Source organism: Phytoactinopolyspora halotolerans (genome assembly GCF_010550675.1).
GTDB lineage: Bacteria > Actinomycetota > Actinomycetes > Jiangellales > Jiangellaceae > Phytoactinopolyspora > Phytoactinopolyspora halotolerans.
This window is the reverse complement of sequence record NZ_JAAGOA010000015.1, coordinates 150,109-170,928: the sequence shown is the minus strand read 5'-3', so window position 1 is coordinate 170,928 and position 20,820 is coordinate 150,109. Positions and strand designations below refer to the sequence as shown.

Sequence of the window (20,820 nt, the reverse complement as noted above, 5' to 3'; positions counted from 1 at the left end):
TTTTTCTGAAGTCGGCTCTGACCAGGAACGACGTATGGGCCCGAGCCTGCCCGACAGAGGCGGACCGGACCGGGCCCAGGACGCGTCAATGCCGCCCGACCAGTCAGGCCGCGCGGCGGGTATGGGTGTTCGGTTGTGAGGAGCCCTAGCGGAACTTGAACTTCTGATTGGCGCCGCCGTGGCAGGCGTATGCGATCAGCCGGGAGCCGCTGGTGATGGTGCCACCCTCCACGTCGAGACAGACCTCGGTGCCCAGCCCGGGAAATGTCGTGAGGAACCGCTGTGCACCATTGGCGTACGGATCGAACTGCCAGAGCTGGTCAGAGGACGGCACTGGGGTGCTGCACGGCCGCAACTCCACGGGGAAGTTGCGCGCGCCATCTTGGTCGGGTGTAGGTGAGACGCTCAGACAACGGCCATCGGCCCAACGGACGGCGTGTCCGTTGGGCCCGGCATCTTCATACTCGGTATAGACATCCCAATCAGGCGGATCCGAGCAGCTCTCCAGTTGAATGGAATCGCTGCTTCCGGTGGGTTGGACGCATAGATTGTGGTGCCCGCCCGATGCGGTGGTACTGATCGAACCGCTGGTATTGGCCTCGACGTTGAGCGTGGCCGGGCTGCTTTCCGCGCCGCCGATCGAGTTCTCGAAGACGACGCGATACTGATTGTCATCCTGGCTCGCGCTCGTGACATCCACCGTCAACGTAGCCGTGGTGCCTTGGGAAGTGACGCCGAGGTCTTTCCAGCCGTTGCCCTCGTTGATCTGCCACCGGGCCTTGGTCGTGCTGGGATTGCCCGCCTCCGCTTTCGCTTCGAAGGTGGCTTTGCTGCCTGTGGAGGCGTGTGCGCTTGACGGGTTCCGCTCGATCGCGGGCGCCCAGTTCACGGTCAGTTGGGCTGCACCGGTGCTGGCCTCGCCGATGTCGTTCTTGAAGACCGCGCGGTACTCGTACTTGTGCTGGTCCCGATCGACCCCGGACACCTCCAGCGTGGTCTTCGTTCCGCGCTGGCTGGTGCTGCCGGCACCGGTGTTCTGCCACGAACCGCCGGGTGCCTTCCGCTGCCAGGTGACACTGCTCGGCGCGGGGTTGGCCTCGGCCGAGGCGGTGAAGGTCACCCTGCCGCCCTCGTTCACGTTGGCGCTGTCCGGTCCGGAGACCTTGTGCGGTGCGTAGTGCACGGTCAGGACGGCCGGATCGGTGGTCACGGTGCCATGCGCGTTCTTCGCGACAACCCGGTACTGGCGTCCGTCGTGCTCGGGCTTGGGCGTGACAGTGAGCTTCGACGAGGTGGCACCGGAGATGTCGCTCCAGCCGCCGCTGGCCGGCGACATCGTCACCGAGCTGCCGCTCGCGCTGGACGCCGACGACGGATCCCGGTACTGCCAGGTCAACGATGGTGCCGGGCTGCCGGCGACGTCGACGGTGAGCGTCGTCGGCTGGCCGGCTCGGGCTGTCGTGTTCTGCGGGCCGCTGCGCACCGTCGGGGCCGACGTCTCTTCGTCGTTGTCCGGAGGCGGACTGGTGTCCGGATCATCCGGGGTTTCATCCGGAGTCTCATCGGGTGTCTCGTCCGGCTCGTCGTCCGGGGTCTGCGTCGGATCGTCCGGGTCGCTCGGCGTCTCCGGGTCGGCCGAGGGCGACTCCGGATCCTGTGTCGTCGGGCGCGGGAAACTGATCGGCAGGTTGCCACCGTCGCTCGGCGGCACCGCGTCCGGAGAGTACGGCGGCGGTGTGTCGGCGGGGTCGGTCGGTGGCGACGTCGGATCAGTCTCGGATTCGGAGTCCTGGGTCGGGCCACCGGTCGAACCGGTGGAATCGGAAGCAGGCGCGTCGCCGCCGCCGTCCGGACCGCCCATCTCGGACGTCGGCGGACCCGCGACGTTCGGCGGATCGTCCGATGAGCCGCTGAGCATCATGTACGCGCCTGCCGCGATGATGCCGGCCGCTACCACACCGGCCGCACCGGCAAGTGTCTTGCTGCCCATCCGGGCCAGCCGGCCGGGCGAGAGCACCGACAGTGCTCCTCCGCCCGATCCGGACGAGGCGCCGCTCGCGGCGCCCGCACCCGCGGCCGCCCCCGTTCCGGCCGCGGCACCGCCGCCAGAACCCGTGGTGGCAGTGCCGGCGGCGGCCGCCCCGGTGCCGGCCAGCACGGCCGTGGAAGTGGGATCCGCCGCGGCGCCGCCTCCTGCGGAAGCCCCGGCACCAGCCGCTCCCGCCCCGGCGACCGCCGCTCCAGTGGCGGCGGCTCCGGCGATGACCGCGGTGCCGGCCGTGGCGGGCAGCAGCAGCGCGGGCCACAATGTGCCACGCAGGTCGGAGACCAGCAGCAGCAGTTCGTCGCGACGTTCCCGGCAGTGTTCGCACTCGCCGAGGTGTGTGGTGACGGCGCGGGTGTGCTGCGCGGAGAGCGTGCCCCGGACGTACGCGGCGACCTTCGGAGCGTAGGGCCGGCATTCGGGCCGCACGTCCGACGACAGGTTGACGGCCAGATACGCCTGACGCAGCCCTTCCCTGGCTCGGTATGCCAGCGCAGCCACCGCGTTCGGCGTGCTGCCCAGCGTCGCCGCGAGCGACGCGGGCGAGCGGCCCTCGATCTCGGTGTGCCAGAGCACCTGCTGCCAGCGGTCCGGCAGCGTCTCGAACGCCTGACGGACGAGCTCGCGGTCGGTGGCGCGGGCCATCGGGTCGTCGGTGCGCGGCAGGATCTCGAGGATGGCCTGGTCCGTCGGCTGGCCGTCGCGCTGTGCACTCCGGTGCCGGTCCACTGCGAGCCGTCGCACCACCGTGCGCAGGTACGGGGTCAGCTCGGCCTCCGGTCCGCCGCCTTCGCGGATCCGGGTCAGTACGCGGGTGAAGGCTTCGGCGACGACGTCCTGAGCCTCGTCGCTGTTGTTGGTCACGATCCGGGCAACGCGCGACGCGTCGTCGTAATGACGGCGGTACAGCTCGTCATAGGCGTTCATATCGCCGTCGCGAGTGCGCGCGATGAGTTCGGCGTCGCTCGGCGCTTCAGCTGGTGTGGTCAACGGTTCAGTCCCTACCTCTTCCGGTCTTCCGTCAGTCTAGGGAGTTCCAGTCGTGAGGGAACCGGCCAATCGGACCAGATTTGTCGCCGACCATTGATCCGTCCTGAAGTCGTACGATTAGTTCAGTTACATGAGACCGATTTTCTGGTAGTGGGATCAGGTCGACGTCGAAGCCAAACGTGCTGAGTTCTCCAGTATTGAGCCTTTTTGTCAAGCTGCCCCTCTCGAGTCGAGCGCGGTTATCGTCCGGAACTAAGGCTACTGCGCAGTGTGTCCCGAATTGACTCAATGTGGCTTCCGCGCGCACCCGATCCTGGAGTGCCGAGGCCACCTGGAGGATGCACGAGATCCGCTCCCACGGGCTTGCGGGCTCATGCCAGGTCACCACTAGAACTACCAGAGGTGCCGCCTCGTCGTCAGTCAAACGGTCGAGTTCGGATATGCGGCCAAGCAAGTACCCCATCGTGTGGAGCCCGGAAAGGGCGTCGATTCCGGGAGAGGCTCGATTCGCCGCAACCGCGTCGACCCACGCGTCGGTGACGATATGTCGCGCCCGGTTCCGGGATATGGGTGGATGGCCGTTGGATTCCAGAATGCTCCATAGCGCATCGACATCGTCCAATGCGCACGTTAAATCCGAATTGTCGGATATGGAGTCCCAGGCGTACGTCGTCAGGGCCTCGGCGATCCGTTCCGGCGACGGACTCGCTTCGGCCAGGGTTTCGAGTACGGCGTCCACGCCGGGCGGTGGGATCAGGTCGTCCAGTTGTGTGTAGTCGCCGTGGAGGTGGGCCAGCCAAGACGCCGCAAGCGTCCCCGCCGGCCCACGCTGCCGGCTGCACCCCGACACGTGGCGCACTACTCACCCCCTCCTCAGGCGTGCGTCCGCATTCCCCAGTCACCCGTCATGACGGAACTGTGTGCCGGGTATGACGTGATCTTGGAAGATTCTTTCGAAAAGTCGGTCTGCTGTGCTCTGGGCAGATACTTTGCGCCAACAAGAGGTGAATCTCAAACCGAAACGGACGGGATGGCGTCACGACTCCGCGGAGGAGTCCTTGTCTGTGTCGTGTTCCGACCGGTTGGCGGCACGTGCCACGGCCCGCAGTGCGGTCGCCACGTCCCGTCCGCTCGGCGCCCGTCCGGGATCGATCAGCCACTGCAGGACGAGGCCGTCGGCCAGTGCGGTGATGACGGCGGAAACCGCCCAGGCGGTGCGGTCGTCCGGCGTGTCGTAGTACTGCCGGGTCAGGGTGGCGCCGTGTGTGATCTCCTGCTGGTAGTGCTCGGCGAGTTGCGTCCGTAGCTCCTCCGAGCGCTCGGCTTGGGCCCACGCCTCGATCTGCGACACCAAGAGGGGGCGGTACTCGTCGAACCTGCCGACGACACGCGTCCATCCCGTCGCCATGTCCTCCCAGCCGAGATCGCTGAGATCCTCTGCGCTGAGCCTGGTGAACTCGCGGGCCATATCTCGCATGGCCTCGATCAAGGCCGTGTTGAGCAGCGCTTCCTTGGAGCCGAAATGGTAGCCGATGGAGCCGAGGTTGGTGCCCGAAGCGGCGACGATGTCGCGCGCCGTCGTGCGTGCGTAGCCCTTCTCATACAGACAGCGCTTGGCGCCTTCGAGCAGGTCTTCACGGTGCCCCATGGCTCCGTACCCTACCTTATACAGCCGTGCTAGACGTACGTATAAGACGAACGTATAATTCCGGCCATGACACACGAGATCACCTACCGTGCGGGCCGACGGGAGTGGCTTGGGCTCGCCGTCCTGGTCCTGCCGGCTTTGCTGGCATCGATGGACCTCTCCGTGCTGTTCATGGCGGTGCCCTGGCTCAGTGCGGACCTGGAGCCCAGCGGGACGCAGCTGCTGTGGATCATGGACATCTACGGGTTCTTCATCGCCGGCCTGCTGCTCACTATGGGCACTCTCGGCGACCGGATCGGGCGGCGGAAGCTGCTGATGTTCGGTGCCGTGGCCTTCGGCGCGGCCTCATTGCTGGCCGCCTACTCGACGAGTGCGGATATGCTGATCATCGCCCGCGCGCTGCTCGGCGTCGGTGGTGCCACCTTGGCGCCGTCGACCTTGGCGTTGATCCGCAACATGTTTCACGACGACGCCGAACGCCGTCGTGCCGTCGCGATCTGGACCGGCTCGTTCAGCGCCGGATTCCCCCTCGGCTCGATCATCGGCGGACTGCTGGTCGAGCGGTTCTGGTGGGGATCGGTCTTCCTGATCAACATCCCGGTGATGGTGGCGCTGCTGGTGCTCGCGCCGGTGCTGCTGCCGGAGTACAAGGACCCACGACCGGGACGGTTCGACCTGTCCGGCGCCGCGCTGGCCATGGGCGCCGTGCTGGCGGCCATCTGGGGTTTGAAGGAACTGGCCGAGTACGGTTGGGAACCGGTGCCGGCGCTGGCGATCGTCGTCGGCGTGCTCCTCGGCTATCTGTTCGTGCGACGGCAGCGATCGCGTCCCGACCCGCTGCTCGATGTCGGCCTGTTCCGGTTCCCCGCGTTCTCCGCCTCGATCGGGGTGAACCTCATCCTGGTGCTGGCCAGCGCCGGTGTCGGCATGCTCGTGGTGCAGCACATGCAGCTGGTGATGGGTTATCGGCCGGTGGTCGCCGCGCTGTGGATGCTGCCGATGGTGGCGGTGATGATGGTGGGGATCTCGCTCGGCACCGTGGCCGTGCGGTGGATCCGGCCCGGCCTGGTGGTGGGCGCCGGCCTGGCGGTGGCGGCCGTCGGCTTCGGCTCGCTCACCCAGCTGAGCGCGGGCGACTCGATCGCCACACTGATCACCGGGTACAGCGTGCTGGGGTTCGGCATGGGCACCGCCCTGTCGATGGCGTACAACATGGTCATCGCCACCGCACCGGCGGAGAACGCGGGCGCCGCGGCAGCCGTGAACGAGACCGGCTCCGAGCTCGGCGGAGCGCTGGGCATCGCGACGCTCGGCAGCATCGCCTCGGCGGTGTACAGCAACGAGATCCGCGACGCGCTCCCGCAGAACCTGTCACCCGAGGCGGCCGACACGGCGGGTGGAACGCTCGGCGGCGCGGTGGCCATCGCGGAAGAGCTGCCGTCCTCATCGGCGACGGTGCTGGTTCAGCAGGCGCAGGACGCCTTCGTCCACGGCATCAACACCACCGCGCTCGTCGGCGCCGCCACACTGGCCGTCGCCGCCGTCGTCGTGACCGTCCTGCTCCGCAGGACACCGCTGCCAGAGGCTCAGCCGGCGGAGAGGTAGGCGAGCACCTCGTCGTGGAATCGGCCGTTGGTCGCCACCGCCCCGGCGCCGTACGCGGCGGGTTTGCCGGCCAGATCGGTGAACGTGCCGCCGGCCTCCTCGACGATCGGGATCAGCGCGGCGACATCGTGCAGCGCCAGCTCGGGCTCGGTCGCGATGTCCACGGCACCGTCGGCCAGCAGCATGTAGGACCAGAAGTCGCCGTACGCGCGGGTGCGCCGGCAGGCCCGGGTCAGATCGAGGAATCGCGGCAGCGCACCGCGCGACTCCCATTCCTCCAGGTCGGAGTAGGAGAGCGAGGCCTCGGCCAGCGACGCGACGTCGGAGACGCGACACCGGCTCGCGGCCGAGAGCGAGCGCCCCGTCCACGCCCCGGAGCCCCGCGCCGCCCACCAGCGCCGATTCAGAGCCGGAGCCGACACCACGCCGGCCATCACCTTGTCCTCGACCATCAGCGCGATCAGCGTTGCCCACACCGGGACGCCGCGCACGTAGTTCTTGGTCCCGTCGATCGGATCGATCACCCACCGGCGCGCGCTGTACCCGTCGGTGCCGAACTCCTCGCCGACGATGCTGTCCCGTGGACGGGCCCGGGACAGCGTCCGGCGGATCGCCTCCTCGGTCTCACGATCGGCATCGGTGACCGGTGTGTCGTCGTCCTTCGTCTCTATCCGCAGGTCTTCGGCGCGGAACCGGGACAGCGTCTGTGCGTCGGCGTCATCCGCGAGAACATGCGCGAACCTCAGGTCGTCATCGTGGGCCACCCGCAGAATGTAGCGCGTTCCGCGCCGACGGTGGGCGTGGCGTCCGGTCAGTGTCCGGTGCGGGCGTTCAGTCAGTGTCCGGTGCGGGCGTTCAGTCGCCGGCCTGCCGCTCCCGGCTGGACAGCAGCCGGCGGAAGGACTCCACGCGCTCGGGTGCGAGCCGGCCGGCGGCGACGGCGTCGTCGAGCGCACATTCCGGCTCCTGGTAGCCGTGCGTGCAACCGCGCGGGCATGCGTCCGTCTCCTCGGCCAGGTCCGAGAAGGCATCGATGAACGTGTCCGGATCGACATGCGCGAGCCCGAACGAACGGATCCCGGGGGTGTCGATCACCCAGCCCTCGCCGGGGAGCCGCAGCGCGACCGCGCTGGTCGAGGTGTGCCGGCCCCGGCCGGTGACCACGTTGACCGCGCCGGTCGCCCGGTCCGACCCGGGGACCAGCGCATTCACCAGTGTCGACTTCCCGACGCCGGAGTGGCCGACCAGCACGCTGGTGCGGCCGTGCAGCTCACCGTGGAGCTCGTCCAGCGAGCGCGGCGGGACATCGCTGTCGCTCAGTGAGGTGACCACCGCCGGGGTATCGAGCGGCGCGTACCTGTCCAGCAGCGGCGCCGGATCGCCGAGATCGGCCTTGGTCACGCACAGTAGCGGGTCCATCCCGGCGTCGAAGGCGGCCACCAGACAGCGGTCGATCAGCCGCGGCCGCGGTTCCGGATCGGTCACCGAGGTGACGATCACCATCTGATCAGCGTTGGCGACCACGATCCGCTCGATCGGATCGTCGTCGTCCGCGGTGCGGCGCAGCACCGACTCCCTGGGCTCCACCCGCACGATGCGCGCCAGCGACCCTTCCTGGCCGGAGACATCGCCCACCAGACCGACCCGGTCGCCCACCACCACGGCGCCCCGGCCAAGCTCGCGTGCGGTCATCGCGACCACGATGCGGCCCTCCCCGGTGACGCAGGTGTAGCGCCCTCGGTCCACCGCGATCACCATCCCGGCGACCGCGTTGCGATGGGCGGGGCGGATCTTGCTGCGTGGCCGCGAGCCGCGGCCGGGGCGGACCCTGACGTCGCTCTCGTCGTACGACGGGCGCCGCCGGGGACTCACGCTGCGCGCTCCAGCTCGAGCAGCTCGGCCCACATGCTCGGAAACTCGGGGAGGGTCTTGGCGGTGGTCGCGATGTTCTCCACCTGGACGCCGGGGACGGCGAGTCCCAGGACGGCGCCGGCCTGGGCCATCCGATGATCGTCGTAGCTGGCGAACACGCCGCCGTGCAGCGGCCGCGGGTGGATGGTCAGGCCGTCGTCGGTCTCGGTGACGTCGCCGCCCAGGCCGTTGATCTCGGCCGCCAGCCCTGCCAGCCGGTCGGTCTCGTGGCCCCGTAGGTGCGCGATGCCACGCAGGTGCGACGGCGAGTCGGCCAGCGCGGCGATGGCGGCGATGACCGGGGTCAGCTCACCCACGTCGTGCAGGTCCGCGTCGATGCCGTGGATGGCGGAGCCGGTCACGGTGAGCACTCCGTCGGCGAGCTCACACCGCGCGCCCATCCGGTTCAGCAGGTCACGCAGCTGATCCCCGGGCTGGGCGGTCGCCGACGGCCAACCGGAGACGCGTACCACGCCGCCGGTCACCATCGCGGCCGCCAGGAACGGCGCCGCGTTGGACAGATCCGGTTCGGCGACGGTGTCCAAGCCGGCGATCGGTCCAGGCAGGACCCGCCAGGTGTCCGGCTCGGTGTCGTCCACCTCGACGCCACGCTCGCGGAGCATGCCCACCGTCATCTGGATGTGCGGCGTCGACGGGATCGGCTTGCCGTCGTGCAGGACCGTCAGACCACGCTCGTAGCGGGCGCCGGCAAGCAGCAAACCGCTGACGAACTGCGACGACGCCGAGGCATCGATGGTGACCTTGCCGCCGGGCAGCGCGCCGGAACCGCGGACGGTCAGCGGCAGGAAACCCGGCTGCCCGTCGGCGTCGTCGATGTCCGCACCGAGCGTCTTCAGTGCGGAGATGATGACCTCCATCGGCCGGACCCGGGCATGCTCGTCGCCGTCGAGGTGGACGTCGCCGTCGGCCAAGACGGCAACCGGCGGGACGAACCGCATGACGGTGCCGGCCAGGCCACAGTCGACGGTGCCGCCGGAGGCGAACGTCGCCGGTGTCACCCGCCAGCCGTCGGCCTCCTCGGCGACCTCGGCTCCGAGGACGCGCAGAGCCGCGGCCATCAGCCGGGTGTCGCGTGCGTCCAGCGGACGACGGATCAACGACGGCGCCGTGCCCAGCGCCGCGAGGATCAGCGCCCGGTTGGTGACCGATTTCGAGCCGGGCAGGCGGACGGTCGCATCGACCGGCCCGGCTGCTGTCGGTGCAGGCCAGAGAGGCGTGGAAGAGAGTGTCATCGGCCCTTAGCATACCGTGCGTCGCACCGCGGTGACGGCACGCGAAGAGCGGGCCCGGGCGGCGGCTCGCGCGGCGTGCTCAAGAGCGAGCCACCGTCCCGGGTCCGTGCTAGGTCCGTACGGGCCGTGCCGGAGTCGCCCGGATCGCCCGGGTCGCCCGGAGTGGCCCGGGATGGCCTGGGTCGCCCGGAGTGGCCCGGGATGGCCTGGGTCGCCCGGGGACGCCCGGGGTCGCCGAAGCGTCGGCGCAGGATGGCTGCCTAGTCGGTGTCCTCGTCTACCCAATCGAAGGTCTTGGTTACGGCCTTCTTCCACTTGCGGTACTGCTTCTCGCGCTCAGCTTCGTCCATCTGCGGGTCCCACTGCTTGTCCTGGGCCCAGTTGGTGCGGATATCGTCCTCGCTCTGCCAGAACCCGACGGCCAACCCCGCGGCGTACGCGGCACCCAATGCGGTGGTCTCGGCGACGACGGGACGGATCACCGGCACCCCGAGGATGTCCGCCTGGAACTGCATGAGCAGCTCGTTGCCGACCATGCCGCCGTCCACCTTCAGCGATTTCAGCGGTACTCCGGAGTCCGCGTTCATCGCGTCGATGACCTCCTTGGACTGGAACGCCGTCGCCTGGAGTACAGCGTGGGCGAGGTGGCCCTTGGTCACGTACCGGGTGAGCCCGACGATGGCCCCGCGGGCGTCGGAGCGCCAGTAGGGTGCGAACAGGCCGGAGAACGCCGGCACGAAGTACACCCCGCCGTTGTCATCGACACTCGCGGCGAGCTGCTCGATCTCCGGCGCGCTGCCGATCATGCCGAGGTTGTCGCGCAACCACTGCACGAGCGAGCCGGTGACCGCGATCGACCCCTCCAGCGCGTAGACCGTCTGGTTCTCCCCGATCTTGTAGCAGACCGTGGTCAGCAGCCCGTTCTCGCTCATCACCTTCTCGTTGCCGGTGTTGAGCAGGACGAAGTTGCCGGTGCCGTAGGTGTTCTTCGCTTCTCCGACGGACAGGCAGGCCTGGCCGAACGTGGCCGCCTGCTGGTCGCCCAGGCTCCCGGCCAGCGGCAGTCCGGCGAACGCTCCACGCTGGCGGATGTTGCCGTACACCTCTGAGCAGGATCGGATCTCCGGGAGCATGGACATCGGGATGCCCATGTCCGCCGCGTTCTGCTCGTTCCAGGTCAGGGTGTCCAGATCCATCAGCAGGGTGCGGGAGGCGTTGGTGGCGTCGGTGATGTGCAGTCCACCGTCCGGCCCTCCGGTGGCGTTCCACAACAGCCAGCTGTCGATCGTGCCGAAGAGCAGGTCGCCGGCGTCCGCCTTGGCGCGGGCACCGTCCACGTTGTCCAGGATCCACTTCACCTTCGGACCGGCGAAGTACGTGGCCAGCGGCAGCCCGGTGGAGGCGTGGTAGCGGTTCTGGCCGCCGCCCAGGTTGCCGAGTTCCTCGATGATCCGGTCGGTGCGGGTGTCCTGCCAGACGATCGCGTTGTAGACGGGCTTGCCGGTGGTGCGGTCCCAGACGACCGTGGTTTCGCGCTGATTCGTGATGCCGACGGCGACGATGTCCTGGTCGACGAGGTCGGCCTTGGCCAGCGCGCCGGCGCAGACCTCCCGCGTGTTCCGCCAGATCTCCTCCGGATCATGCTCGACCCAGCCGGCGCGGGGGAAGATCTGCTGGTGTTCGCGCTGGTCGGCTGCGACCACGTTCCCGGAGTGGTCGAAGATCATGCACCTGGTGGAGGTGGTGCCTTGATCGATGGCTGCTACGTACTGAGGCATGGGTGCACTCCTCGGGTCGGGACTTCTAATGCCGTGCGTTCAGGTTCGGATGTGGGTGCGCAGCGACGGTCGGCTCGATCAGAACACGGCGGCCCCGAGCAGGCCCGCCAGCACACCGCCGACGATCGGCCCGGCGATCGGCACCCACGAGTAGCCCCAGTCGCTGGAGCCCTTGCCCTTGATCGGCAGTAGCGCATGGGCGATACGCGGTCCGAGGTCACGGGCGGGGTTGATGGCGTAGCCGGTCGGACCACCGAGCGAGGCGCCGATCCCGACAACCAGCAGCGCCACGGCGAGGGGACCGATGTCGATCGGATGCGGGCCGAAGGAGAGGACGACGAAGACGAGGACGAAGGTGCCGACGACCTCGGTGATGAAGTTCCACGGGTAGCTGCGCACCTCCGGTCCGGTGGAGAAGACGCCGAGCTTCAGGTCGGGCTCCTCGCCGGCGTCGAACTGGAGCTTGTAGGCCAGGAACATCACAACCGCGCCGAGGAAGGCGCCGGTCATCTGACCGAGCAGGTATGCCGGAACGTCGCTCCACTCCGTCGTGCCCTCCACCGCGAGACCGAAGGTGACGGCCGGGTTGATGTGGGCACCGGACTCGGCTGCGACATAGACACCGGCGAACACGCCGAGCCCCCAGCCGAAGTTGATCAGCAACCAATTGCCCTGGAGCGGGCCGCGCATGTAGCCCTTGTTCCGGGGAAGGATGACATTGGCGACGACACCGCAACCGAGCAGGACCAGCATGCCGGTGCCGAGCAGCTCCCAGTAGAAGATCTCGCCGAAGTTCAGGTCCATGGAGGCCTCCGTTTCGTTGAACGGGGCAACGACCGTCCGGACCCCCGGACATCGCGTCGTTGCGATCTGTAACTGGACGGTAACCGCTGGATACGCTCGGCGTCACCGCCTTTGGTTCGACAATGTCGACCGCTATGCCGACTTGGCGCGGTTTGTCGGGAAAACTTGCGCTCTCGGGACGAGAACTCGATACGAGAACTCGATACGACACTGAGGCACCTTGCTGTCGCTGCGGCGACAGCAAGGTGCCTCAGCGCACGCGGAGGGCGAGTCCAGATCGCGGCGTGAACATCTATCGTGCCGCGCACGGTAGACGGCTAGCTCTTGATCCAGCCGAAGGTGAGCTCGACAGCGCGCTGCCAGTTCTCGTACTCGGCTTGCCGATGCTCGGCGGCCATGTTCGGCAGCCACTGGCCGGCGCGGTGCCAGTTCGCCCGCAGGCCGTGCAGATCGGGCCATACTCCGGCGGCCAAGCCGGCGGCGTAGGCCGCACCCAGCGAGACGGTCTCGGAGACCATCGGCCTGACCACCGGCACGTCGAGCACGTCGGCGAGGAACTGCATCAACAGGTGGTTCGCGGTCATGCCGCCGTCCACCCGGAGCATGTTGAGCTCCAGGCCGGAGTCGGCGTTCATCGCCTCCACCACGTCCTTCGTCTGCCAGGCGGTCGCCTCCAGCACCGCGCGGGCCAGGTGCCCGCGGTTGATGTACGACGTGAGCCCGGCGATGACGCCGCGTGCCTCGCCGCGCCAATGCGGCGCGAGCAGACCGGAGAACGCCGGGACGATGTAACAACCGCCGTTGTCGGAGACGGTGCGCGCGAGTGTCTCGATCTCCGGCGCACTGCCGATGATGCCGAGCTGGTCCCGGAGCCACTGCACCAGGGAGCCGGTGACCGCGATCGACCCCTCCAACGCGTAGACCGCGGGCTCGTCACCGATCTGGAAACCGACCGTGGTCAACAGGCCGTGCGTCGACCGCACCGGCTCCGCGCCGGTGTTCAGCAACAGGAAGCTGCCGGTTCCGTAGGTGCACTTCGCCTCGCCGGCGGCGAAGCACGTCTGGCCGAACAGCGCGGCGTGCTGATCCCCGAGCACGGCGGTGATCGGGATGCCCGGGACCGCCGTCGTCGTCCGCCCGTAGTCGCCCGTGGAGGAGCGGATCTGCGGGAGCATGGCCTTGGGGACGTCGAAGAAGCTCAGCAGCTCGTCGTCCCAGGACAGCGTCCGCAGGTCCATCAGCAGGGTGCGGCTGGCGTTGCTCACGTCGGTGACGTGGACGCCGCCGTCCGGTCCGCCGGTCAGCTGCCACACCAGCCAGCTGTCCATGGTGCCGAAGAGGATGTCGCCGGTCTCTGCTCGCTCGCGCAGCCCGGGCACGTGATCGAGCATCCAGCGGATCTTCGGCGCGGAGAAGTAGCTCGAGATCGGCAGTCCGCATCGCGTGTTGACCTGCTCGGCGCCGGGCACTGCGGCCAGTTCGTCGACCAGGGCCTGGGTCCGGGTGTCTTCCCAGCCGATCGCACGGCCGACGGTGGCCCCGGTGTGCCGGTCCCACAGGACGGTGGTTTCGCGTTGATTCGCGATCCCGAGTGCGGAGACCTGGTCCACCGCGATGCCGGCCTGGTTCAGCGTCTCGGGCACGATCCGCTGGACGTCGCGCCAGATCGCCTCGGCGTCGTGCTCGACCCAGCCGGGCCGGGGGAAGTGGTGCCGGTGCTCACGCTGGACGACGGCGTTGAGCCGGCCGCGGAAATCGAACACGATACAACGGGTCGAGGTCGTCCCCTGATCGATCGCCATCACGTAGCGCTGCACTGTCTGGCCCCCTTCTCGTCAGCCGCCGAGGTCACGGGAGATCGCGCGTGCCGCGCGGAGGACGTGATCGACCATGGCCGCGTCGTGGCGGCCCTTGGCGTCGCAGATCCGCTCGCGCGCACCGGCCACGCCGATCGCGCCGACGACAAGCCCGCCACTACCCCGGATGGGAGCGGCGATGCTCGCCCGCCCCAGCTCGCGTTCCTCCGTCTCGCCCGCCCAGCCGATCTCACGCACGGTCGAGACGGCCCGCTTGAGTGTCTTCGGATCAGTGATCGTGCGCCAGGTGAACGGCTCCAGGCTCCCGGTGCGCACCACTGCGGAGAGCAGGCCGGCATCGTAGGCGAGCAACACCTTGCCGAGCGCGGTCGCGTGCGGTGGAAGCAGCGAGCCGATCTCCAGGGCCTGGGCGGTGTCGTCGGGGCGGAAGACGTGGTGCACGACCAGCACCTGACCTTGCAGCGGTGCGCCGATCCACACCGCCTCGTTGCACCGGGACGCCAGCGAGTCCGCCCAGTTCGACGCGCGCGAGCGAAGCTCGTTCACGTCCAGGTAGCTGGTGCCGAGATGGAGCAGCGCGCTGCCGAGCTGGTACTTGCCGGTCGTCTTGTCCTGCTCGACGAAGCCGACGCCCTGCAGGGTGCGCAGGATTCCGTGGGCCGTGCCCTTGGCGAGGCCGAGTGAGCCGGCGATCTCTCCGACGCCGAGTGGCCCGGAGCCGTGCGCCAGCAGGCGAAGGATGGCGGCTGCGCGTTCTATCGACTGAACCGCTCCTGGCACGTCGCCACGGTATAACCTCGCAGGGCGTTCGACAATGTCATACGAGTGGCGTATCCAGGCGGGTACGAGCCGGTAGCGTGGTGTGCGTTGGAGACGAAAGACCCGCAAGGAGGCGAGGTCCCCGTGGCCGAGCGTAACCCAGAGTCAGTGTCCGGCGGCCGGATCGGTCGCCTCAGCCCGGAAGAGCGGGAACGTAGCTGGCAGCGTCTGGGCGAGGAGCACTTCGACGTCGTCGTCATCGGCGGCGGAGTCACCGGAGCGGGTGCGGCACTCGATGCCGCCACCAGAGGCCTCAAGGTGGCGCTGGTCGAGGCGCGCGATCTGGCCGCGGGGACGTCGAGCCGGTCCAGCAAGCTGTTCCATGGCGGTCTCCGGTATCTCGAGCAGTTCGAGTTCGGCCTGGTGCGTGAAGCGCTGCGGGAGCGGGAGCTGATGCTCACCCGCCTTGCGCCACATCTGGTCAAGCCGGTGAGCTTCCTGTATCCGCTGACGCGCCGGGTGTGGGAGCGCCCGTACACCGCCGCCGGTCTGCTGATGTACGACACAATGGGCGGTGCCCGCTCGGTGCCCGGGCAGAAGCATCTGACGCGATCCGGCGCGCTGCGGCTGTTCCCGGCGTTGCGTCACGACGCGCTCGTCGGCGGCATCCGTTACTTCGATGCGCAGGCCGACGACGCCCGGCATACCCTCTTCGTGGCCCGCACGGCCGCGCACTACGGCGCCGCGGTCCGTACCTCGACTCAGGTCATCGGGTTCCTCCGTGAAGCCGACCGGATCACCGGAGTTCGTGTGCGCGATGTCGAGACCGGCGACGAGCGAGACGTCAGCTGCGACGTGGTGGTGAACTGCACGGGCGTCTGGACCGACGAGATGCAACGGCTGGCGGGAGCACGCGGCCGGTTCCGGGTGCGCGCCAGCAAGGGTGTGCACATCGTCGTCCCGCGCGACCGGATCGCGGCGGACTCCGGGCTGATTCTGCGTACCGAGAAGTCGGTGTTGTTCGTCATCCCGTGGCGCAGCCACTGGATCATCGGCACCACGGACACCGACTGGACGTTCGATCTGGCGCACCCCGCCGCTACTCAGTCCGACATCGACTACATCCTCGACCATGTCAACGCCGTCCTGGCCACGCCGCTCACGCATGACGACATCGAGGGCGTGTACGCGGGGTTGCGGCCGCTGCTGGCGGGGGAGAGCGACCAGTCGTCCAAGCTCTCCCGGGAGCATGCCGTGGCGCACGTGGCTCCCGGCATGGTGGCGATCGCGGGCGGCAAGTACACGACGTATCGCGTGATGGCCGCCGACGCGATCGATGCGGCAGAGAGCGACCTGCGTGGGCGCATCGCACCGTCGATCACCGATCGGGTGCCGTTGCTCGGTGCGGACGGCTACCACGCGCTGGTCAACCAGATCGATCGGCTGGCCGAGGAGTACGGCCTGCATCCGTACCGGGTCCGTCACCTGCTCGATCGGTACGGGTCGCTGGTGTATGACCTGCTGGACCTCACGGCGGCTCAGCCGGACCTGTTGGAGCCGATTCCCGGGGCTCCGGACTACCTGAAGGTGGAGGTGGTCTACGGCGTGCGGGACGAGGGTGCGTTGCACCTGGACGATCTGCTGACCCGTCGCACCCGGATCTCGATCGAGTATCCGCACCGAGGGCTGGAATGTGCCGAGGCGGTGGCGGCGTTGATGGGAGAGGTTCTCGGCTGGGACGACGCCCGGCGCGCGCACGAGGTTCAGGTCTACACCGAGCGGGTGACGGCGGAGCGGAACTCGCAGACGAAGCCGGACGACCAGGCCGCGGATGAGGTCAGGTCGGCGGCGGCCGAGCCGCGGCCGTTGATCTCCGCGCCGGTCAGCTGAACGTGGTTGTTCGGGGCGCTTGTTGAACGTCAGTGTTGTTTGAGGGCTCCATAGAGGGGCCTGTGCGCAACACAGACTCAACAAGCCCGAGACCGTAGCGTGGCCGAGGCATTATACCGGTCGGTATACTGTGCACGTATCGGTCACGCAAGGAGTGGATGATGGCGGAGATGTCGAGCGTTCCCCCGGTGATCATCAAGGGGCGGCGTCCGAGGCCGGCCCCGGATCTGACCCGGCTCACGCCGGCTGGTGAGAAGCTGCTCAACGCGGCGAGTGACCTGTTCTACGCGCGCGGGATCCACGCGGTCGGGGTGGACACCATCGCCGAGATGGCCGGCACCACCAAGAAGACGCTGTATGACCGGTTCGGCTCCAAAGATGTGTTGGTCTCGCTTTACCTGCAGCGTCGGGCGGAGCGGTGGCGACGATTCGTCGAGGAGCACCTGATCGCTGTGCGGACGACCGGCGGTGCGGACGGCGATGATCGATCGAAGAACGACGACGCCGCACCAGCCGACCGTACCGCGGCCAAGATCGGGAGAAGCCCGGTCGGGCCCAGCGCTGGCGACGCTCCAGCGGCCGACGGTGCCGCGGCCGTGGGCATCGCCGGGGTCAGCGCAGGTGACGACGGTCACGGGGCTGTGTACGAAGCGGCGGTCCAGCGGGTGTGCGCCGTGCTGGACGCCCTGGAGGAGTGGAACTCGACACTCAGCCGCGGTTGCGCCTTCATCAACGCGTTCGCGGAGATCGGCGGTGGCGACCATCCGGGCGTCGCCGTGATCCGTGCCGAGAAGGACTGGACGCGCGCTCTCTACGCCGAATTGCTCCGCGAGTCCGGGCTGGAGGGAACGGTCACCGATCGTCTCTCCGCGCAGCTGGCGATGGTGCAGGAGGGGGCGCTGATGATGTGGACCGCGGGCGGCATGCCCGACGCGATGGACTATGCGCGAGACGCGGCGCGCCGGCTGTTGCGCACGGCGCTGGGTGACGGCGACGGCGAGGCCTTGTCCGGACGCTCCGTGTCCCAGAGCACTGCTGCCGCCTCCGGGACACCCGGCGATGCCGACGGACGGGCAGCGCGGGACTGAACGTCCGTCCCGCACCCGAGAGTTGCCGGCTCAACGCGCCATGGCTGGGATCAGCGAGTGACCGTGGCGCTTCGCGGCCGCGCTGGGGAGGACGGCCGTTCGCGCGTGGCGCGTCAAGAGGGCTTGGCGCTCTTCGCGGCCTTCTTCGCCTTGCGGCCGGCCGTCTTCGAGCTCTTCCGCGCTCTGCCGGCGGCGTGCTTGGCCCGCCACGCCAGGCCGGGCTTTCCTTCGGTGTCCACGCTGGCCAGGAGCAGGCCGCCGGCCAGACCGGCGTTCTTCAACGCCTGGGCGCGATGATGGCTGCGCTCCTCGGGATCGTCGGACTCCCAGAACGGATGCCCGGCCACGGTCGTCGGGACGAGTGACACGGCGAGCACCGCGGCGGCCAGCCGCGGGAATCTCCCCGTGGCCAGCGCCAGGCCGGCACCGAGCTGAGTCGCGGCGTTGATCCGCACCAGCTGTTTCGGATCGGTGGGGAGGTTGGGCGCGTTCTTCTCCAGTGCCGGGCCGACCTTGTCGGTGAAAGACTTCGCGGCCGGCATCTGCTGCTCCGGGTCGCGGAAGTTCTTCCACCCCTGGACGACGAAGACGGACGCCAGCATCGGGCGCGCGATCATTCGGACGAGGCTCATACCTCCTGCCTACCACGAAACCACCGCGGATGTGGACCATAGAGGTATGTGTGGACGCTACGTGGTGAGCCAGGACCCGGATGACCTTGCGGAGGAATTCGGCGTCGATCGGGTGGACGTCCGGGAGCGGCTGGAGCCGGACTGGAACGTCGCACCCAGCAAGGACGTCTACGCGGTCCTGACCCGCCGGGACCGGGACACCGGCGACCAGGAGCGGCGGCTCGCCACCGTCCGCTGGGGCTTGATTCCGTCTTGGGCGAAGGATCCGTCCATCGGGAACCGGCTGATCAACGCCCGCGTGGAGACGGCTGCCGAGAAACCGTCCTTCCGGCGCGCCTTCGCCGCCCGCCGCTGCCTGCTGCCGGCGGACGGATTCTACGAATGGCGCGGCGAGAAGAAGGGCAAGCGGCAACCGTTCTACATCCATCCGCGCGACGGCATGCTCGCCATGGCCGGGCTGTATGAGATCTGGCGCGATCCCACCCGCAGCGACGACGACCCGCACCGCTTCCGGTGGAGCATGGTGATCTTGACCACAGACGCCGTCGACGAGATCGGTGAGATCCACGACCGTATGCCGATGCTGGTGGGGCGGGAGCACTGGGCCGAGTGGCTCGACCCGGCCAACGGCGATGTCCGGGGCCTGACGTCGCTACTGGCCCCCGCGGTGCCGGGGGTGCTGGACGCCTACCCGGTCTCCACCGAAGTGAACAAGGCGGACAACAACGGGCCGCAGCTGATCGAGCCGGCCACGCTGTGACCGTTTTCGCGGTGATGAGGAGGCGGAGTTGAGCCGGCAACGCGTGGTGGAGACGCCCAACGGTCCGGCCCGGCTGTGGTTCGACGAACCCGCCGAGCCGAGGTTGCGGCTGGTCCTGGGGCATGGCGCCGGCGGCGGCGTGGAGGCACGAGACCTCGCGGCGCTGGCCGAGCGGTTGCCGGAGTCCGGTATCGAGGTGGTCCGGGTCGAGCAACCGTGGCGAGTCGCCGGCAAGAAGGTCGCTCCGCGGCCCGCCGTCCTGGATGACGCGTGGCGCTCGGTGGTCGACGGGCTGCCGCGGGACGTGCCGCTTGTGGTGGGTGGCCGCAGCGCCGGCGCCCGCGTCGCCTGCCGGACGCATACGGACGTCGCCGCGGTAGCCGTCGTCGCGCTGGCCTTTCCGCTGCATCCGCCGGGCAAGCCGGAGCGGTCGCGGCTGGACGAGCTGACCGGCGTCACCGTGCCGGTGCTGGTCGTGCAAGGCGACCGCGACACGTTCGGAACGCCTGCGGAGTTCCCGGACGGCGCCTGGTACGTGACGCCGGTGCCCCACGCGGACCACGGCATGGCTGTGCCGAAGGCATATGACCAGCAGGAAGCGCTGACGACCGCGGTCGAGGCGGTGCGGGAATTCCTGCAGCCGTTGCGTGGTTGACGAGCGTGACGGTCGCGTCGAGACGATGTGACCGCCGGATGATCGGCAACCACAGCCCCGGGAGGGACGAATACTCGTGAGTACACCCGGCACGGCCTGCCTTGAAGCGCCCCGATCCAACGATTCCGCGTCCGTGGATTGGCAAGCCTGGAACGTGGCGACGAAGGACTGGAAGGCGGCGACGCCGGCGGTCTCGGTAGCATCGGATGCGATGGCCACAGTAGAGAGTGCCGAGCAGCGCGCACAGCGGTTCGAACGCGATGCGCTGCCGTTCCTTGATCAGCTCTACTCGGCGGCGCTGCGGATGACCCGCAACGCCAGCGACGCGGAGGACCTGGTCCAGGAGACGTTCACCAAGGCGTACGCGTCGTTCCACCAGTTCAAGGAAGGTACGAACCTCAAGGCGTGGCTGTACCGCATCTTGACCAACACGTTCATCAACTCGTATCGGAAGAAGCAGCGCGAGCCACAGCAGAGCGCCGCCGAGGAGATCGAAGACTGGCAGATGGCGCGTGCCGAGGCGCACACCTCGACCGGGCTGCTGTCGGCGGAGGCCGAAGCGCTTGCGCATCTGCCTGACTCGGACGTCAAGAACGCGCTGCAGCAGATCCCGGAGGAATTCCGGATCGCGGTGTATCTGGCCGACGTCGAGGGCTTCCCCTACAAGGAGATCGCGGAGATCATGGGAACCCCGATCGGTACCGTGATGTCCCGGCTGCACCGGGGCCGTCGCCAGCTCCGGGAGCTGTTGGAGGACTACGCGCGTGAGCGGGGACTCGTGCCTGCAGGTGAAGGCGGACCAGGGGGTGCGCGACTGTCATGAGCTGTGACGACGACGACGTTGACTGCGGCGAAGTGCTCGACAAGGTGTACGCGTTTCTCGATCGCGAGCTGGATGAGGATCGCACACTGACCTACGCGGAGATCGAGGCTCACCTGCACGACTGTGGCGGATGCCTGTCCAAGTACGACCTGGAGCGGGCCGTGCGGGCGGTGCTCGCTCGCTCGTGCGCCTGTGAGCACGCTCCGGAGGAACTGCGGATGAAGGTGCTGGCACGTATCCGCGAGGTGCGGGTTCAGGTTACCGACCACTTGTGACGGCGGGACCGCGCGGGCTGAGGCGCCTGCGGCGATGCCCACCGCAGTGCGATAGCCATGCGGGCGGCGATCACCCTATGATCGGTCC

General features: G+C 68.6%; 18 protein-coding genes. 7 read left to right on the top strand and 11 right to left on the bottom strand.

Features of this window, described 5'->3' with window-relative positions:
• Positions 1-145: 145 nt before the first annotated feature.
• From G1H10_RS20660 to G1H10_RS20650, 3 genes are all read right to left on the bottom strand, one after another.
• Positions 146-3,034: a sigma-70 family RNA polymerase sigma factor gene (locus tag G1H10_RS20660; RefSeq protein ID WP_163741257.1), complete on the bottom strand. Its 2,889-nt coding sequence runs from the start codon at positions 3,032-3,034 to the stop codon at positions 146-148.
• Positions 3,035-3,065: 31 nt separating this feature from the next.
• Complete coding sequence (locus G1H10_RS20655) at positions 3,066-3,893, bottom strand: hypothetical protein (protein ID WP_163741255.1); 828 nt, start codon at positions 3,891-3,893, stop codon at positions 3,066-3,068.
• A 177-nt stretch (positions 3,894-4,070) separates the two neighbouring features.
• Entirely contained in the window at positions 4,071-4,682 is a 612-nt protein-coding gene (locus G1H10_RS20650; RefSeq protein ID WP_163741254.1) for a TetR/AcrR family transcriptional regulator, read from the bottom strand.
• Between the two features lie 66 nt (positions 4,683-4,748).
• Here G1H10_RS20650 and G1H10_RS20645 point away from each other — a divergent pair, with 66 nt between their 5' ends.
• Positions 4,749-6,287, top strand: coding sequence for an MFS transporter (locus G1H10_RS20645; protein ID WP_163741252.1), 1,539 nt, complete (start codon positions 4,749-4,751; stop codon positions 6,285-6,287).
• Here G1H10_RS20645 and hisN read toward each other — a convergent pair.
• From hisN to G1H10_RS20610, 7 genes are all read right to left on the bottom strand, one after another.
• Positions 6,269-7,051, bottom strand: a complete 783-nt coding sequence (gene hisN, locus G1H10_RS20640; protein ID WP_312856612.1) for a histidinol-phosphatase — start codon at positions 7,049-7,051, stop codon at positions 6,269-6,271. The genes G1H10_RS20645 and hisN overlap by 19 nt on opposite strands.
• A gap of 91 nt (positions 7,052-7,142) precedes the next feature.
• Positions 7,143-8,159, bottom strand: a complete 1,017-nt coding sequence (rsgA, locus tag G1H10_RS20635) for a ribosome small subunit-dependent GTPase A (RefSeq protein WP_216853490.1) — start codon at positions 8,157-8,159, stop codon at positions 7,143-7,145.
• On the bottom strand, positions 8,156-9,451 hold the full coding sequence (aroA, locus tag G1H10_RS20630) for a 3-phosphoshikimate 1-carboxyvinyltransferase (protein WP_163741250.1): 1,296 nt from the start codon (positions 9,449-9,451) through the stop codon (positions 8,156-8,158). The genes rsgA and aroA overlap by 4 nt, the downstream gene beginning before the upstream one ends.
• 260 nt (positions 9,452-9,711) lie before the next feature.
• Positions 9,712-11,229 (bottom strand): glycerol kinase GlpK, encoded by a 1,518-nt coding sequence (gene glpK / locus G1H10_RS20625; RefSeq protein ID WP_163741248.1) that lies wholly within the window; start codon positions 11,227-11,229, stop codon positions 9,712-9,714.
• A gap of 78 nt (positions 11,230-11,307) precedes the next feature.
• Complete coding sequence (locus tag G1H10_RS20620; protein ID WP_174264536.1) at positions 11,308-12,033, bottom strand: MIP/aquaporin family protein; 726 nt, start codon at positions 12,031-12,033, stop codon at positions 11,308-11,310.
• A 317-nt stretch (positions 12,034-12,350) separates the two neighbouring features.
• On the bottom strand, positions 12,351-13,850 hold the full coding sequence (glpK, locus tag G1H10_RS20615; RefSeq protein WP_216853489.1) for a glycerol kinase GlpK: 1,500 nt from the start codon (positions 13,848-13,850) through the stop codon (positions 12,351-12,353).
• A gap of 18 nt (positions 13,851-13,868) precedes the next feature.
• Complete coding sequence (locus G1H10_RS20610) at positions 13,869-14,630, bottom strand: IclR family transcriptional regulator (protein ID WP_163741246.1); 762 nt, start codon at positions 14,628-14,630, stop codon at positions 13,869-13,871.
• A 123-nt stretch (positions 14,631-14,753) separates the two neighbouring features.
• Between G1H10_RS20610 and G1H10_RS20605 the strand changes: the two genes are divergently transcribed.
• Together G1H10_RS20605 and G1H10_RS20600 are read left to right on the top strand one after the other, a co-directional pair.
• Complete coding sequence (locus tag G1H10_RS20605; protein ID WP_216853488.1) at positions 14,754-16,499, top strand: glycerol-3-phosphate dehydrogenase/oxidase; 1,746 nt, start codon at positions 14,754-14,756, stop codon at positions 16,497-16,499.
• 161 nt (positions 16,500-16,660) lie between these two features.
• Positions 16,661-17,587 (top strand): TetR/AcrR family transcriptional regulator, encoded by a 927-nt coding sequence (locus G1H10_RS20600; RefSeq protein ID WP_216853487.1) that lies wholly within the window; start codon positions 16,661-16,663, stop codon positions 17,585-17,587.
• Positions 17,588-17,700: 113 nt separating this feature from the next.
• Here the strand turns inward: G1H10_RS20600 and G1H10_RS20595 are convergent, their stop codons facing one another.
• The gene (locus G1H10_RS20595; RefSeq protein WP_163741244.1) at positions 17,701-18,219 is read right to left on the bottom strand and encodes a DoxX family protein; all 519 of its coding nucleotides are present in this window, start codon (positions 18,217-18,219) and stop codon (positions 17,701-17,703) included.
• A gap of 46 nt (positions 18,220-18,265) precedes the next feature.
• On the opposite strand from G1H10_RS20595, the gene G1H10_RS20590 reads away from it, so the two are divergent.
• From G1H10_RS20590 to rsrA, 4 genes are all read left to right on the top strand, one after another.
• Entirely contained in the window at positions 18,266-18,979 is a 714-nt protein-coding gene (locus tag G1H10_RS20590) for an SOS response-associated peptidase (protein WP_163741243.1), read from the top strand.
• A gap of 28 nt (positions 18,980-19,007) precedes the next feature.
• Positions 19,008-19,634 (top strand): alpha/beta hydrolase family protein, encoded by a 627-nt coding sequence (locus G1H10_RS20585; RefSeq protein WP_163741241.1) that lies wholly within the window; start codon positions 19,008-19,010, stop codon positions 19,632-19,634.
• A 211-nt stretch (positions 19,635-19,845) separates the two neighbouring features.
• Positions 19,846-20,457, top strand: coding sequence for a sigma-70 family RNA polymerase sigma factor (locus G1H10_RS20580; protein ID WP_163741239.1), 612 nt, complete (start codon positions 19,846-19,848; stop codon positions 20,455-20,457).
• Positions 20,454-20,732: a mycothiol system anti-sigma-R factor gene (rsrA, locus tag G1H10_RS20575; protein WP_163741237.1), complete on the top strand. Its 279-nt coding sequence runs from the start codon at positions 20,454-20,456 to the stop codon at positions 20,730-20,732. The genes G1H10_RS20580 and rsrA overlap by 4 nt, the downstream gene beginning before the upstream one ends.
• Positions 20,733-20,820: the final 88 nt, after the last annotated feature.

Coding starts and splice junctions, on each gene's coding strand:
- G1H10_RS20650 (WP_163741254.1), bottom strand. CDS start 4,682: ATGGGGCACCGTGAAGACCTGCTCGAAGGCGCCAAGCGCTGTCTGTAT.
- G1H10_RS20645 (WP_163741252.1), top strand. CDS start 4,749: ATGACACACGAGATCACCTACCGTGCGGGCCGACGGGAGTGGCTTGGG.
- aroA (WP_163741250.1), bottom strand. CDS start 9,451: ATGACACTCTCTTCCACGCCTCTCTGGCCTGCACCGACAGCAGCCGGG.
- glpK (WP_163741248.1), bottom strand. CDS start 11,229: ATGCCTCAGTACGTAGCAGCCATCGATCAAGGCACCACCTCCACCAGG.
- G1H10_RS20620 (WP_174264536.1), bottom strand. CDS start 12,033: ATGGACCTGAACTTCGGCGAGATCTTCTACTGGGAGCTGCTCGGCACC.
- G1H10_RS20600 (WP_216853487.1), top strand. CDS start 16,661: ATGGCGGAGATGTCGAGCGTTCCCCCGGTGATCATCAAGGGGCGGCGT.
- G1H10_RS20595 (WP_163741244.1), bottom strand. CDS start 18,219: ATGAGCCTCGTCCGAATGATCGCGCGCCCGATGCTGGCGTCCGTCTTC.
- G1H10_RS20590 (WP_163741243.1), top strand. CDS start 18,266: ATGTGTGGACGCTACGTGGTGAGCCAGGACCCGGATGACCTTGCGGAG.
- G1H10_RS20580 (WP_163741239.1), top strand. CDS start 19,846: ATGGCCACAGTAGAGAGTGCCGAGCAGCGCGCACAGCGGTTCGAACGC.
- rsrA (WP_163741237.1), top strand. CDS start 20,454: ATGAGCTGTGACGACGACGACGTTGACTGCGGCGAAGTGCTCGACAAG.